The following is a 13,126-nucleotide window of genomic DNA, read 5'->3' on the forward strand; positions in this document are numbered from 1 at the left end:
CGGGGTGCTCAGCAGTGGCCGGCCGGCTCGGAGTGGCGGCAGGTGTTGCGGGTGAAGGTGGTGTCGGAGCCGGCGTCGCGGTCGGCGAGGTCGGCCGGGGCGTTGCCGCTCAGGTGGTTGTCGGCGACCGTGGCGCGGGCGTTGGTGACGCCGACGACGCTCTTGAAGAGGACGATGCCGCCGGAGAAGTCCGAGGTGCCCGTGTTGTCGCGGACCTCGTTGTCGGTGACCCGGGTGTCCTCGGTGCCGGTGAGCACGATGCCGGCGCCCTGGATGGCGCCCAGGCGCGGGTTGGCCGGGCAGAACTTGTTGTTGGCGACGACCCGGTTGCGCCGTACGTCGAGGTCGCCGGCTCGGGGCACGCCCTCGTCGCCGACCACGAAGACGCCGCCGCAGTTGCCGTTGATGTCGTTGTCCTGGACGGCCAGCCCGCGCAGGCGGCGGACGGTGACGCCGACCCGGTTCCCGGTCAGTTCGTTGCCCTCGACCACGGTGCCCTTGGTGTCGGGCGCGCCGCCCTCGCGGTAGGCGTAGTTGGCGAGGAAGACGCCGGACTGGCCGTTGTTCGTCGAGCGGTTGCCGAGGATCGCAGCCCGGGTGGACATCTCCTGGCTGATGCCCTGTTGGGCGTTGTCGTGGACGTGGGTGCGGCGGACGGTCAGACCGGTGGTGCCGCTGGCGTCGATGCCGTTCTTGCGGAAGCCGGTGACGGCGAGGGCCTCGATCGTGACGTCGGGCAGCGGGTTCTGCTCGGTGCCGACCACGCAGATGCCGTGCCCGGCGGTGGCGCAGGCGTTCTCGGTACCGTCCCCGGGGGTGATCACGCTGGTCGGCCCGGCGCCGCGCAGGGTCAGGCCGGGGGTGATGATGCGGACGCTGCCCCGGTAGGTGCCGGGGGCCAGCAGGACGGTGTCGCCGGGGTGGGCGGCGTCGACGGCCCGCTGAATCGATTCGCCGGCCTGGACGACGTGCAGCCGGCCGAGGTCGACGGCGTGGGCCGCGGGCGCGGCGGCCAGGGTGACGAGGGTGGTGAAGGCGGTGGTCAGGGCGGTGGCGGCGGCGGTGGCCGCGGCAAGGTGGTGGACCCGTCGCGTGGGCATGAGTGGTGACCTGTCTTTCGGCGCGCGCGGTTCTGGTGGCGCTGTCGGGGCGGTGGCGTTGCGTCCGGCGGTGCGGTCTGACGCGCTGTGTGCGGGAGGTGACGGCCGGTGGGTACGGCCGAGTCGACGGTATGGGCGCCCGGGTGGTGCCGCCACCAGGGCTGGGCTGCGGGGCTGACGGGGCGTCGGCCGACGGTGGGGCGGCCCGGCGTGGCGCGCGGCGGCCGGAGATGACGACGCGCCCGACCGCGGGTGCGGTCGGGCGCGGGGGGGGTACCAGGGGGAATGCGTCGGCCCCGGCACCGGCCCGCCCGACGGGTGTCGGCCGACCGCGTGACATCCTGGAGGCCATGACCACCGCACCCGCACCGCCCGTCGCCGCCCTCCGCAACCCGATCGGCGCACACGTCCCGGTGGCCGCGCGGGGGCTGGCCGGGACGGGCCTGGCGTACGCGCGGCGGGTCGGCGCCGAGACGGTGCAGGTGTTCGTGGCCAACCCGCGCGGCTGGGCCACTCCCCCGGGCAACCCGGCGCAGGACGAGGAGTTCCGCACCGCCTGCGCCGAGCAGGGCGTCCCCGCCTGGGTGCACGCGCCCTACCTGATCAACTTCGGCTCGGACAACCCCGCCACTCGCGAGCGCTCGGCCGACTCGCTGCGGCACTCGCTGCGCCGCGGCCACGCCATCGGCGCGCTCGGCGTCGTCCTGCACACCGGCTCTGCGGTCGGCACGGCGCCCGGCGGCGGCTCTCGCCGGGCCGAGGCGATGGCGCAGGTCCGCGCGGACGTCCGGCCGCTGCTGGACGAGCTGGACGCGCTCGGCGAGGACGCGCCCTGGCTGCTCCTGGAGCCGACCGCCGGCCAGGGCAACTCGCTCTGCTCGCGGCTGGAGCAGTTGGCCGAGTACGTGGAGGCGCTGGACGCTCACCCGAAGGTGGGAGTCTGTCTGGACACCTGCCACGCCTTCGCCGCCGGGCACGACCTGGCCGAACCCGGCGGGGTGACGGCTGCCCTGGACGCCCTGGCCTCCGCAGCCGGCCCCGGCCGGCTGCGGCTGATCCACGCCAACGACTCGGAGGACGTGGTCGGCGCCCGCAAGGACCGGCACGCCAACATCGGCGCCGGGATGATCGGCGCGGAGCCGTTCCGCGAGCTGTTCGAACACCCGGAGACGGCCGGTGTGCCACTGCTGGTGGAGACCCCGGACCGCAAGCACGGCGGGGACGGCACGGGGCACGCGATGGACATCGCGGTGCTGAAGGAACTGAGGTCGCGGGCGGCGGCAGCGGGCCGACGCCCCCGTCCGAGGGAGCGCGTCCGCAGCTGAAGCTGCCGGATGGCAGGGCCGGTGCGAGGCTGGAGCGACCGCACTGCCGCCGGCCCTCCAGGGGGTTTCCCGTCATGTCTTCCACCCGGAACCTCGCCGCACTGCCGTGCGGACGCCGCAGCAAGTGGGTGGTGCTCGCGGTGTGGCTGGTGCTGCTGCTGGCCGTCGGCCCGCTGGCCGGCAAGCTCATGGGCGCCGAGGACAACCAGGCGTCCAGCTGGCTGCCCGGCAACGCCGAGTCCACCCGGGTGCTGGACGCGCAGCGGGCCTTCCAGCCGGTGGACACCGCCCAGGCCGTCGTGGTCTACCAGCGGGCCGGAGGCATCACCGCGGCCGACCGGGCCGAGGCGACCCGCGAGGCCGCCGGGTTCGCCGCCGTGCCGCACGTGGTCGGGCCGGTGGTCGGCCCGGTGGTCTCCGCCGACGGCCAGGCGATGCAGACCGTCGTGCCGATCGACATCGGCACCAACGGCTGGAACGACCTCAAGCCCGCCGTCGAGCAGCTGCGCCGGACCGCCGCCGCCGACAGCCACGGCATGACCACCCACGTCACCGGCCCCGCCGGGGTCGGCGCCGACCAGGCCGAGGCCTTCGCGGGCATCGACAGCTCGCTGCTCGCCGCCACCGTCAGCGTCGTGATCGTCCTGCTGCTGCTCACCTACCGCAGCCCGGTGCTGTGGATCCTGCCGCTGCTCTCGGCCGCCGGTGCGCTGGCCGTCTCCGAGGCGGTCATCTACCTGCTCGCCAAGCACGCCGGACTGACCGTCAACGCCCAGAGCGCCGGCATCCTCGTCGTGCTGGTGCTCGGCGCCGGGACGGACTACGCGCTGCTGCTCACCGCCCGCTACCGCGAGGAACTGCGCCGCCACCGGGACCGGCACGAGGCGATGGCGTTCGCCCTGCACCGGGCCGGGCCGGCCGTCCTCGCCTCCTCCGCGACGGTGGTCGCGTCCATGCTCTGCCTGCTGATCGCCGAGATGAACTCCACCCGCGGCCTCGGACCGGTCTGTGCGATCGGCGTCCTGGTCGCCCTGCTGGCCATGCTCACCCTGCTGCCCGCGCTGCTGGTGATCGTCGGCCGCTGGGTGTTCTGGCCGGTCCGGCCCGGGTACGGCACCCCGGAGCCGACCAGGAGCGGCCGCTGGGCGCACGTCGGGGCCTGGATCGGCTGGCGGCCGCGCAGGGTGTGGGTGGGGACGGCGCTGGCGCTCGCGGCCTGCTGCGTCGGACTGGTCTCGCTGAACGCCAACGGCCTCAGTACGGCCGGGACCTTCACCGGCAAGCCGGACTCGGTGGTCGGCCAGCAGGTGCTGGAGCAGCACTTCCCGGGCGGCACCGGCGCGCCGCTCACGATCGTCTCCACCGCGGCCGGCGCCCCGGCCGTACGCGCGGCCGCCGGGACCACGCCCGGGATCGCGGCCACCACCCCGGCGGTCGTCCACGACGGGCAGGCGCTGTTCCGGGCCACCCTCGCCGATCCGCCGGACAGCCAGGCCGCCAAGGACACCGTCGACCGGGTGCGGGCCGCCGTGCACGCCGTGCCGGACGCGGGCGCCGAGGTCGGCGGCAGTACGGCCGTGGTGCTGGACGCCGGGCGCGCCGCCGGGAACGACAACCGGGCGATCATCCCGCTGGTGCTCGGCGTGGTGCTGCTGATCCTGGCCCTGCTGCTGCGGGCCGTCACGGCGCCCCTGGTGCTGATCGCGACCGTGGTGCTGTCGTACGCGGCGGCGCTCGGCATCAGCGCGTTCTTCTTCGCGCACGTCTTCCACTTCCAGGGCCAGGACAACGCGTTTCCGCTGTTCGTGTTCGTCTTCCTGGTCGCGCTGGGGATCGACTACAACATCTTCCTGATGACCCGGGTCCGTGAGGAGTCCGCCCAGCACGGCACCCGGCAGGGGGCGTTGAACGGGCTGTCGGCCACCGGCGGGGTGATCACCTCGGCCGGGCTGATCCTGGCCGGCACCTTCGCCGTGCTCGGCACCCTGCCGGCCGTGGCCTTCGCCGAGATCGGCTTCGCGGTGGCCCTGGGCGTGCTGCTCGACACTCTGGTGGTGCGCTCGGTGCTGGTCACGGCGCTCACCATGGACCTCGACCGGCACATGTGGTGGCCGGGGCGACTGTCCCGGGTGCCGGTCGCCGCGGCGGCGTCCGCACCTTCGGCGTCCTCGGCCTCTTCGGCGTCCTCGGCTCCGCCGCCGGGGCAGCCGTGAGCCCGGAGGCCGACGGACGGCCTCCGGGCTCGGGGTGCGGAGGGATCAGCAGTCGCAGTCGCTCTCGCTGTGCTCGGCGAAGTTGAGCCAGCTGGCGTGCGGGCCGAACAGGCCGACGCCCGCGGAGCCGGACTCCAGGACCTGCGCGGACGACTGCTGCGGCGCGTGGCCCCCCGCCATCGCCGAGGTCGGGGCCGACACGACGGCACCGGCCACGGCAACGATCACGGCGAGCTTGCGGATCTTCCCACGAAGCGACATCTGATGTCCTTTTGGTTCGTCTCTGGTCCTCAACCCCCGCCCTCGAACGGCCTGTTCGGCCGCCCGGCGGGCTGGGCCGCGCCCCACCGGGGAGGCGCCGCGCCAAGGTTGGCACACGAACGCGCACATCCGGGCGCGCGCCGCAACCGGGCTGGGGCATTCGGGTGAGGCAACTCCCCCGGCCGGACGAACGGGGCGATCCGGGCGCGGATCCGGTCGGACGGCTCGGCGGAGCCCGCCGGACGAGTGCCCGTCGGGCCGTCGTGACACCGCAAGTCTTGCGGTGAGGCAGCGGACGAACTGAACAAATCCCGCCGATTTGGTGCACGATGCCGCCTGGTCCGAGCATGAACGGTCGCTCCACCGAGCGCGAGCAGGACCACGAAAGGCGCACCACCCTCATGCAGACCAGTCCCGCCGTACCGCGGCAGGCGACGCGGCCGAGCGATCCGGAGAACGCCGGGAACCCGGGGCCGGCCGACCCGACACCGGCCGGCCCGGCACCAGCCGGCCCGGCCGAACGGAAGCACGGCCGCTTCGGGCTGGCGACCGCGACCGCCCTGGTGATGGGCAACATCATCGGCGGGGGAATCTTCATGATCCCGGCCGCGGTGGCCCCGTACGGGACGGTCAGCCTGGTCTCCTTCGCGGTGCTCACCGTGGGCGCGATCGCACTGGCCCTGGTCTTCGGGCAACTGGCCCGCCGCAACCCGCGCACCGGCGGGCCGTACGTCTACGCCCGCGAGGCCTTCGGCGACTTCGCCGGCTTCCTGTCCGCCTGGTCGTACTGGATCACCACCTGGGTCAGCAACGCCGCGCTCGCCGTCGCCGCCGTCGGCTACCTCGACGTGCTGTTGCCCGTCGGCCACTCCACCGCGTTCAGCATCACCGCCGCGCTGGCCTTCCAGTGGCTGCCCGCGCTGGCCAACCTGGCCGGCACGCGCTACGTCGGGGCGATCCAACTCGTCTCCACCGTACTGAAGTTCATCCCGCTGCTGCTGGTCTCGGTGGGCGGCCTGTTCTTCTTCGACCCGAAGAACCTCGGGCCCTTCGACGGGAACGGCCAGGGCTGGGCGGGCGGCATGACGGCCGCCGCGGCGATCCTGCTCTTCAGCTACCTGGGCGTCGAGTCGGCCGCGATGAGCGCGGGCAGGGTCCGCGACCCGGAGCGCAACGTCGGCCGGGCCAGTGTGCTCGGCACTACCGGCGCGGCGGTGGTCTACCTGCTGGGCACGCTCGCGGTCTTCGGCACCGTCGCACATGCCCGACTCGTCCACTCCACCGCACCGTTCTCGGACGCCGTGGACGCCATGTTCGGCGGTTCCTGGGGCGGCACCGCGATCGCCGTCGCCGCGCTGGTCTCGATGACCGGCGCGCTCAACGGCTGGACCCTGCTGGCCGCCCAGGCGCCGTACGCGGCCGCCAAGGACGGCCTCTTCCCGGCGGCCTTCGGCAAGGAGCAGCGCGGTGTGCCGACCTTCGGCGTGGTGGTGAGCGTCGCCCTGGCCTCGGTGCTGACGGTGCTCAACTTCGCCAGCGGGGCGAAGGGGGCGTTCGACGCCCTGGTGCTGGTCACCACCTTCACCGCGACTGTCCCGTACCTGCTCTCCACCGCGGCCCAGTTGTACTGGCTGGTCCGCGGGGCCGGCGACAAGGTGGACCACGGGCGGTTCGTCCGGGACGCCGTCCTCGGGCTCGGCGCCTTCGCCTTCTCGCTCTGGCTCCTCGCGGGCGCCGGCTACAGCGCCGTCTACCAGGGCGTCCTGTTCCTCTTCGCGGGGATCCTGGTCTACGTCTGGATGGCGGGCCGGCGCCGCGACTGACCCTCCGGCGCCCGGCCGACCCCGGGCGCGCCCACTCGAACGGCACACCCACTCGAACGGCGCGCCCACTCGAACGGCACGGCCGACGGGCGGCGCGGCGGGGGCCCGCCTACGGTGCGGTGCCAGGGGGTCAACCCAGCGGAAAGGCTGATACCGGCATGGCGGGCAGATTCGAGCTGTACGTGGACGAGAGCGGAATGCACCGGTTCCGGCTCAAGGCGAGCAACGGGGCGGTCGTGGTGACCGGAGACCCGGAGGAGAGCAAGGACGACTGCCTGAAGAGCATCGAGTCGATCCGCAAGCTCGCCCCCTACGCGGAGCTCAAGGAGGCGGCCGGGTCGGTGTGACGCCGGAGCGGCAACAGGAACGAACGGACGCGGGTCGGTGGTGCAAATCGCCGACCCGCGTTCGCTTGTACGACAGATCCCTTTGGCCGGGTGCACGCCGGACGCGGACAGAACACTGGCATGCGCGTCGTCATCGTCACGGAATCCTTCCCACCCGAGGTCAACGGAGTCGCCCACAGTGTGCTGCGGACGGCCGAGCATCTGGTCCGCCGCGGCCACCAGCCCCTTGTCGTCACCCCCGCGCCGGCGCGGGGCGCGCAGTGCCCGCCCGAGACCTTCGGGAGTCCCGGGGCGGGCGAGATCCCCGTGGTGCGCATCCCGTCGATGCCGCTGCCCGGGTACCCGCAGGTGCGGATCGCCCTGCCGAGCCGGCAGCTCGCGGCCGCCGTCGCCCGGCACCGGCCCGACCTCGTGCACCTGGCCAGCCCGTTCGTGCTCGGTGCGCGCGGGATGCAGGTGGCCGCCCGGCTCGGGGTGCCCGCCGTCGCCGTCTACCAGACCGACCTCGCCGGCTACGCCCACGCCTACCGGGCCGGGCGGGGTCTGGGCGAGGCCGCCGCGTGGCGGCGGATCCGGGCCGTGCACCGGGCCGCCGCCCGGACCTTGGCGCCGTCCACCCCGGCCGCACAGGACCTGACGGCACACGGGGTGCCGCGGGTGCAGCTGTGGCCGCGCGGGGTGGACTCGGCGCGGTTCCACCCCCGGCACCGGGACGAGGCGCTGCACCGGGCGCTGGCACCGGGCGGGGAAGTACTCGTCGGGTACGTCGGGCGGCTGGCGCCGGAGAAGCGCGTCGACCTGCTGGCCGCCGCCTCGGCGCTGCCCGGCGTACGGGTGGTGGTCGTCGGGGACGGGCCCTCCGCGCCCGGGCTGAAGGCCTCGATGCCCGGGGCGGTGTTCCTCGGCCGCCGGACCGGTGACGAACTGGCGCGCTGCTTCGCGACGCTGGACGTGTTCGTGCACACCGGCCCGCTGGAGACCTTCTGTCAGACCATCCAGGAGGCGATGGCCAGCGGCGTGCCGGTGATCGGCCCGGCGGCGGGCGGCCCGCTCGACCTGGTCGGGCACCACCGCACCGGCCTGCTGGTGCCACCCCGGGACGGCGCGGCGGTAGCCCGGGCCGTCGCCGAGCTGGCCGCCGATCCGGCGCGGCGGGCCGCGTACGGCCAGGCCGGGCGGGCGGAGGTCACCGCGCGCACCTGGGAGGCGGTCGGGGACCTGCTGTTGCGGCACTACGCCGAGGTGCTGGCGGAGCACCGGGGGGTGCCGGTGGCGGCGGTCGGGGCGATGGTGGGGCCGGTCGGGGCGGGGGCTCCGGTCGGGACGGTCGGGGCGGGGGTGGAGGGCGCGACCGCCGAGGGTGCGCTGTCGGAGGGCGCGCTGTCGGAGGAGCTGCCGGCATGAGCGCCACTGCGGACCCCGAGGCCCTGACGATCGTCCGGCTCGCCAACTTCGTCACCCCCGTCTCCGGCGGCCTGCGCACCGCGCTGCGGCACCTGGGCGCCGGGTACCGGGCGGCCGGGCACCGGCCCGTGCTGATCGTGCCCGGGGAACGGCGCTCGGCGGAGGAGACCGAGCAGGGTCTGGTGGTCACCCTGCCCGGCCCGGTCCTGCCGGCCAGCGGCGGCTACCGGCTGCTCACCGACCGGCGGGCGGTGGCCGCCGAGCTGACCCGGCTCTCCCCCGACCGGCTGGAGGTGTCCGACCGCACCACGCTGCGCTGGACCGGCGCCTGGGCCCGGCGGCACGGCGTGCGCTCGGTCATGGTCTCGCACGAGAGCGCCACCGGGGTGCTGCGCACCCGAGGTGTGCCCGGGCCCCTGGCGAGCGCGGCCGCCGACCGGCTGAACACGGCCACCGCCCGGGCGTACGACTCGGTGCTGTGCACCACCGACTGGGCGGCCGCCGAGTTCCGACGGATCGGCACGCCGAACCTCGCCCGGGCCCCGCTCGGCGTGGACCTGGACGCGATGCGGCCGCTGCCGCCCACCGAACGGGCGGTGGAACGGGCCCGGTACGCGGCGCCGGAGGAGGCGCTGCTGGTGCTCTGCTCGCGGCTCTCGGCGGAGAAGCGGCCCGAGCGGGCGATCGAGGCGCTGGCGGCACTGCGGGCCCAGCGGCTGCCCGCCGTGCTGGTGGTGGCCGGCACCGGCCCGCTGCGGCAGCGGCTGGCGGCCCGGGCCGCTCGGCTGGGGCTCCCGGTGCGCTTCCTCGGGCACCTCGCCGGGCGCGGGGCGCTGGCCCGGCTGCTGGGCTGCGCGGACGTGGTGCTCGCCCCCGGGCCGGTGGAGACCTTCGGGCTGGCCGCGATGGAGGCGCTGGCCTGCGGGACGCCGGTCGTGGCCAGCCGCTCCTCCGCGCTGCCCGGTCTGATCGGGCTCGCAGGGCTGTCGGCGGCCGACACGGGAGCCGGATTCGCCTACGCGGTACGGGAGTTGCTGGAACGGCCGGAGGGGGTCCGGCGGGCTGCGGCCCGGGCACAGGCCGAGCAGTACGGGTGGCCGGCGGCGGTCACCGCATTTCTGGCGGCGCACGGGCTGCGCAACGACGGCACAGCGGACGGGGGACGGGATGGACGCGCTCGGCACCGGGCGTGACCGGACGGCGCAGGAGCGGTCTCCGGCGGGCGAGTTGGAGCGGTTCGTCGCGCTCGGGGACTCGGTGACGGAGGGAATCGGGGATCCGGTCGACGAGAGGTGGCGCGGCTGGGCGGCCCTCCTCGCGCAGTCGTTGGCACCCGAAGGGCGGGCGGTGGAGTTCACCAACCTGGCGTACAGTGGCGCACAGACAGCTGACTTGACGAGCCGCCAGCTTCCGGCGGCGCTGGCACTGCGACCGCAACTGGCGGCCGTGGTCGTCGGCGGGAACGACACCCTGCGGACGGGCTTCGACATCCGGCGCAGCACGTTGGAGTTGGACGCCACGATGGGTGAACTCTCCGCCCACGGCGCCGTGTTGCTGACCGCCTGCCTGCCCGACCCGGGCTCCTTGCTCCGCCTCCCGGCGCCACTCGCCCGCCCGCTGGCACGACGGATGCGGGCCGTCAACACCGTCGTCCACGCTCTCACCGTGCGCCACCGGGCCGTGCACCTGCACATCGCCGAACTGCCGTGGCTGCGCGAACGACGGCTGCTGAGCGTGGACCGGCTGCACCCCAGCGCCGAAGGCCACCACCTGATCGCCCGCCACTACCACGCGCTGCTGGCCGGGGCCGGCCACCCGCTCGGCCCGCCCCCGGCCGCCGAACCGGCCGAGCCCCCGCCGGGCAAGGCGGCCGACCTGTGGTGGATGGCCACCAAGGGCACCCGCTGGGTCGTCGCCCGCAGCACCGACCTGCTGCCCGGGCTCCTCGCCCTCGCGGCGGCGGAGGGCGCGGCCCGCCTGCGCGGGGCGAGCGGGCGGCACGACGAGCAGATGGCGCGGGCGGCGGCGCAGGCGCTGGCGTCGCTGGGGTGAGGTCCCGGCTGGGCTGAGGCGTCGGCTGGGCTGAGGTCCCGGCTGGGCTGAGGCGTCGGCTGGGCTGGGGCGTCGCTGGGTCACCCGGTGGTGGTGATCGGTGCGGGGGCCGGCCGGGAACCATGGGGGTGGCCCGGGCAGTCCTGGCCGGGGAGAGTCCGACGGAGGGAGCCGGGGTGGAGAACGCGGGTGCGAGCGGCGGGCGGGGGATTCTGGCGGCGGCCGGGGTGCTGTTCCCGGACCGGGACGGGCGCGTGCTGGTGGTGCGGCTGCCGTACGACCGGAAGCACCCGGTGGCGATCCCCGGCGGCGGGTGGGAGCCCACGGACCGGTCCCCGCGGGAGACGGCCCTGCGGGAGATCGCCGAGGAGCTCGGGTTCACGCCCCGGCTGGGACCGCTGGCCTGCGTCGACTGGGCGCTCTCGGGCAGCCGTCCGCCGATCGTCGCGTACGTGTACTGGGCCGAGCCGCTCACGCCCGAGCAGGCCGCGGAGTTCCGGCCGGACACGGCGGAGGTCGGCGGGTGGACGTGGCTGAGCACCGAGCAGGCGGGCCATGCGCTGCCGCCCCGGCTGTCTCGCCGGGTGACGGCCTGTCTGCGCGCACCGCGTACGGCCGGGCCGTTGGAGCTGGAGGACAGCCGGCCGGCCGGGCACACGCTGCGGGAGCTGCCCGCCGACGGGCCGGCGCCCGAGTACCTGGGGCTGGCCGCCGCCCCGGGGCTGGCGCCGGCGTCGACCGCGGGGAGCGTGCGGCGGCCGCCGGAGCCGCAGGAACCGCCGATGGACCGGGACACCTACTACGCCACCCGGCCGCGGATCCGGGCGAAGGCGCGGGCGCTGTTCACCGACACGGATGGGCGGGTGCTGCTGGTCCGGCTGCGGCCGTGGGACGGACCGCGCGGGCAGGTGCCGTACTGGACGCTGCCGGGCGGCGGGGTCGAGGCGGACCGGGAGACACCCCGGGCGGCGGCCCGGCGCGAGATCCGCGAGGAGCTGGGCTGGGAGGTCGAGCCCGGGCCGCTGCTGGCCGTGGACTGGCAGCCCGGGGCGGCGGCCGACCCCGCGGCGAACCCGGCCACCGGCCGGGACACCGCCGTACTGGTCTACGTGTACGACGGGGGCACCGTGACGGCGGGGATGCCCGGCTCGATCGTGCTGCAGGAGGAGGAACTGGTGGAGTGGCGGTTCTGCGCTCCGGCCGAGGCGCAGGCGCTGCTGAACGAGCCCTCCTGGAACCGTACGGCCGCGGCCCTGGCCGCCCGGGAGGGAACGGGCGGGCCGGTCGAGCTGGTGGCCGGTCTGGCTGTCGGGTAGCCGACCGGACGGTTCGGGTGGCGGCTCCGATGACGGATCCGGTGATCGGTGGGACGAGTGGACGTGGGCCGGGTTGGGACAGACTGGGGGTATGCAGAACGCGATCACGGAGGTGCTGGCCGGCCGTCGGGTGGAGTCGGTCAGCGGGGGCGGACGGCTGGACCTACGGCTGGACGGCGAGCTGACCGTCCGGGTGGCGCACGAATTCCGCTTCGCGGCGCCCTCGTTCACCGCACCCGAGGAGGTCGAACACTTCTTCCCGGCACTGACCTTCCGGCCGAGCCCCGGGCTGCTGGCGCTGGTCGGACGGAGTGTCGACGCCGCCCGGATCACCCTGGCCGGCGGTCTGGAGCTGGGTTTCGCCGGGGGCGGCGCGCTGTCCGTCCCGCCGCATGCGCTGCTGGCGCCGTGGAGCGTGCTGACCGCCGAGGGGGCGGTGTGCGCGGGGCTGCCGGGCGGCGAGGTCCGGTGGGAGGAGCCGGGGAGCGGGCCGGACGGCGGACCGGGGGCCGGGCCGGGGAGGGGGCCCGGCGGGGCCTGAGCCGCCGCCGGGGACTCCTCCGGTTCCGTGCCGATCCGGTTCCGCCCGGAACCGGATCGGCGGACGGGCGGCCGTCAGAGCTCCAGGTCCGCCTCGATCCTGGTGAGCTGGTGGCGGGCCATCGCGAGATTGGCCCGCGACTTGTCCAGGGCGAGGTAGAGGAACAGGCCCTTGCCGGTGCGTCCGGTGAGCGGGCGGATCAGGTGGTACTGGCTGGACAGGGTGATCAGGATGTCCTCGATCCCGTCCTGCAGGCCGAGCATGTCCATGGTGCGCATCTTGGCGCGGACCACGTCGGTGTTGCCGGCCGCGGCCACGTTGAGGTCCAGGCCTCCGGGGCCGTCCAGGGTGGCGAGCGCCATGCCGCTGTTGTAGTCGACCAGGGCCGCGCCGATGGCGCCCTCGATGGTGGTCATGGTCTGCTTGAGCGCGGCGGCTGCGTCGGTCATCTGATACCTCCGAGGAGACCTCCGGCTTCAGCCGGAGGAGGAATCGGACTTCCTGCGGAGCAGGTCAGGAAGCGGCATTTCGCCGTCGAGGCGGACCGCCGACACCACTGACAGTAATCAGGGGCGTCCGAATGAGTGATAGGCTCCGTGGTGCCCGTCCGGCGACAACCAAGTCGGCCGGGCCTACCGCCGGCTGGCGGGAAGTCAGGTCTGTGGAGCTGATGCAAGACCGCTGGGCGGCACACCGTCCCTTCGCCGGTGATCCCGGGTCGGCAGTCGGCCGTGAAGCAGAAAG

At 74.9% G+C, this 13,126-nt stretch carries 12 protein-coding genes; 9 read left to right on the forward strand and 3 right to left on the reverse strand.

The genetic code is table 11. The features are described from left to right. Nucleotides 1–8 precede the first annotated feature (8 nt). On the reverse strand, nucleotides 9–1,100 hold the full coding sequence (locus CRP52_RS03390) for a right-handed parallel beta-helix repeat-containing protein (protein ID WP_097235017.1): 1,092 nt from the start codon (nucleotides 1,098–1,100) through the stop codon (nucleotides 9–11). Nucleotides 1,101–1,450: 350 nt separating this feature from the next. Between CRP52_RS03390 and CRP52_RS03395 the strand changes: the two genes are divergently transcribed. Together CRP52_RS03395 and CRP52_RS03400 are read left to right on the forward strand one after the other, a co-directional pair. After that, nucleotides 1,451–2,425 carry a deoxyribonuclease IV gene (locus CRP52_RS03395; RefSeq protein ID WP_097235018.1) on the forward strand — a complete coding sequence of 325 codons (975 nt, stop codon included), beginning with the start codon at nucleotides 1,451–1,453 and terminating at the stop codon, nucleotides 2,423–2,425. A 74-nt stretch (nucleotides 2,426–2,499) separates the two neighbouring features. Then, entirely contained in the window at nucleotides 2,500–4,638 is a 2,139-nt protein-coding gene (locus CRP52_RS03400; RefSeq protein ID WP_097235019.1) for an MMPL family transporter, read from the forward strand. 45 nt (nucleotides 4,639–4,683) lie between these two features. Here the strand turns inward: CRP52_RS03400 and CRP52_RS03405 are convergent, their stop codons facing one another. Continuing rightward, a complete protein-coding gene (locus tag CRP52_RS03405) occupies nucleotides 4,684–4,899 on the reverse strand; it encodes a hypothetical protein (RefSeq protein ID WP_097235020.1) in 216 nt (71 codons plus the stop codon). A 401-nt stretch (nucleotides 4,900–5,300) separates the two neighbouring features. Between CRP52_RS03405 and CRP52_RS03410 the strand changes: the two genes are divergently transcribed. From CRP52_RS03410 to CRP52_RS03440, 7 genes are all read left to right on the forward strand, one after another. Continuing rightward, nucleotides 5,301–6,722 (forward strand): amino acid permease, encoded by a 1,422-nt coding sequence (locus tag CRP52_RS03410; protein ID WP_097239798.1) that lies wholly within the window; start codon nucleotides 5,301–5,303, stop codon nucleotides 6,720–6,722. Between the two features lie 158 nt (nucleotides 6,723–6,880). Further along, nucleotides 6,881–7,069 carry a YegP family protein gene (locus tag CRP52_RS03415; RefSeq protein ID WP_097235021.1) on the forward strand — a complete coding sequence of 63 codons (189 nt, stop codon included), beginning with the start codon at nucleotides 6,881–6,883 and terminating at the stop codon, nucleotides 7,067–7,069. A gap of 120 nt (nucleotides 7,070–7,189) precedes the next feature. Then, nucleotides 7,190–8,473 carry a glycosyltransferase family 4 protein gene (locus CRP52_RS03420; RefSeq protein WP_097235022.1) on the forward strand — a complete coding sequence of 428 codons (1,284 nt, stop codon included), beginning with the start codon at nucleotides 7,190–7,192 and terminating at the stop codon, nucleotides 8,471–8,473. Beyond that, nucleotides 8,470–9,666 (forward strand): glycosyltransferase, encoded by a 1,197-nt coding sequence (locus tag CRP52_RS03425; protein WP_097235023.1) that lies wholly within the window; start codon nucleotides 8,470–8,472, stop codon nucleotides 9,664–9,666. The genes CRP52_RS03420 and CRP52_RS03425 overlap by 4 nt, the downstream gene beginning before the upstream one ends. Further along, complete coding sequence (locus CRP52_RS03430) at nucleotides 9,641–10,525, forward strand: SGNH/GDSL hydrolase family protein (protein ID WP_097235024.1); 885 nt, start codon at nucleotides 9,641–9,643, stop codon at nucleotides 10,523–10,525. Before CRP52_RS03425 ends, CRP52_RS03430 begins: the two co-directional genes overlap by 26 nt. A 176-nt stretch (nucleotides 10,526–10,701) precedes the next feature. Next, complete coding sequence (locus CRP52_RS03435) at nucleotides 10,702–11,841, forward strand: NUDIX hydrolase (protein WP_179852675.1); 1,140 nt, start codon at nucleotides 10,702–10,704, stop codon at nucleotides 11,839–11,841. 91 nt (nucleotides 11,842–11,932) lie between these two features. Further along, nucleotides 11,933–12,382, forward strand: coding sequence for a DUF6188 family protein (locus CRP52_RS03440; RefSeq protein WP_097235026.1), 450 nt, complete (start codon nucleotides 11,933–11,935; stop codon nucleotides 12,380–12,382). Between the two features lie 74 nt (nucleotides 12,383–12,456). Here the strand turns inward: CRP52_RS03440 and CRP52_RS03445 are convergent, their stop codons facing one another. After that, entirely contained in the window at nucleotides 12,457–12,831 is a 375-nt protein-coding gene (locus CRP52_RS03445; protein ID WP_097235027.1) for a hypothetical protein, read from the reverse strand. Between the last annotated feature and the right edge of the window lie 295 nt (nucleotides 12,832–13,126).

Source organism: Streptomyces sp. 1331.2 (assembly GCF_900199205.1).
Lineage (GTDB): Bacteria > Actinomycetota > Actinomycetes > Streptomycetales > Streptomycetaceae > Kitasatospora.

Coding starts and splice junctions, on each gene's coding strand:
- CRP52_RS03390 (WP_097235017.1), bottom strand. CDS start 1,100: ATGCCCACGCGACGGGTCCACCACCTTGCCGCGGCCACCGCCGCCGCC.
- CRP52_RS03395 (WP_097235018.1), top strand. CDS start 1,451: ATGACCACCGCACCCGCACCGCCCGTCGCCGCCCTCCGCAACCCGATC.
- CRP52_RS03400 (WP_097235019.1), top strand. CDS start 2,500: ATGTCTTCCACCCGGAACCTCGCCGCACTGCCGTGCGGACGCCGCAGC.
- CRP52_RS03405 (WP_097235020.1), bottom strand. CDS start 4,899: ATGTCGCTTCGTGGGAAGATCCGCAAGCTCGCCGTGATCGTTGCCGTG.
- CRP52_RS03410 (WP_097239798.1), top strand. CDS start 5,301: ATGCAGACCAGTCCCGCCGTACCGCGGCAGGCGACGCGGCCGAGCGAT.
- CRP52_RS03415 (WP_097235021.1), top strand. CDS start 6,881: ATGGCGGGCAGATTCGAGCTGTACGTGGACGAGAGCGGAATGCACCGG.
- CRP52_RS03420 (WP_097235022.1), top strand. CDS start 7,190: ATGCGCGTCGTCATCGTCACGGAATCCTTCCCACCCGAGGTCAACGGA.
- CRP52_RS03425 (WP_097235023.1), top strand. CDS start 8,470: ATGAGCGCCACTGCGGACCCCGAGGCCCTGACGATCGTCCGGCTCGCC.
- CRP52_RS03430 (WP_097235024.1), top strand. CDS start 9,641: ATGGACGCGCTCGGCACCGGGCGTGACCGGACGGCGCAGGAGCGGTCT.
- CRP52_RS03440 (WP_097235026.1), top strand. CDS start 11,933: ATGCAGAACGCGATCACGGAGGTGCTGGCCGGCCGTCGGGTGGAGTCG.
- CRP52_RS03445 (WP_097235027.1), bottom strand. CDS start 12,831: ATGACCGACGCAGCCGCCGCGCTCAAGCAGACCATGACCACCATCGAG.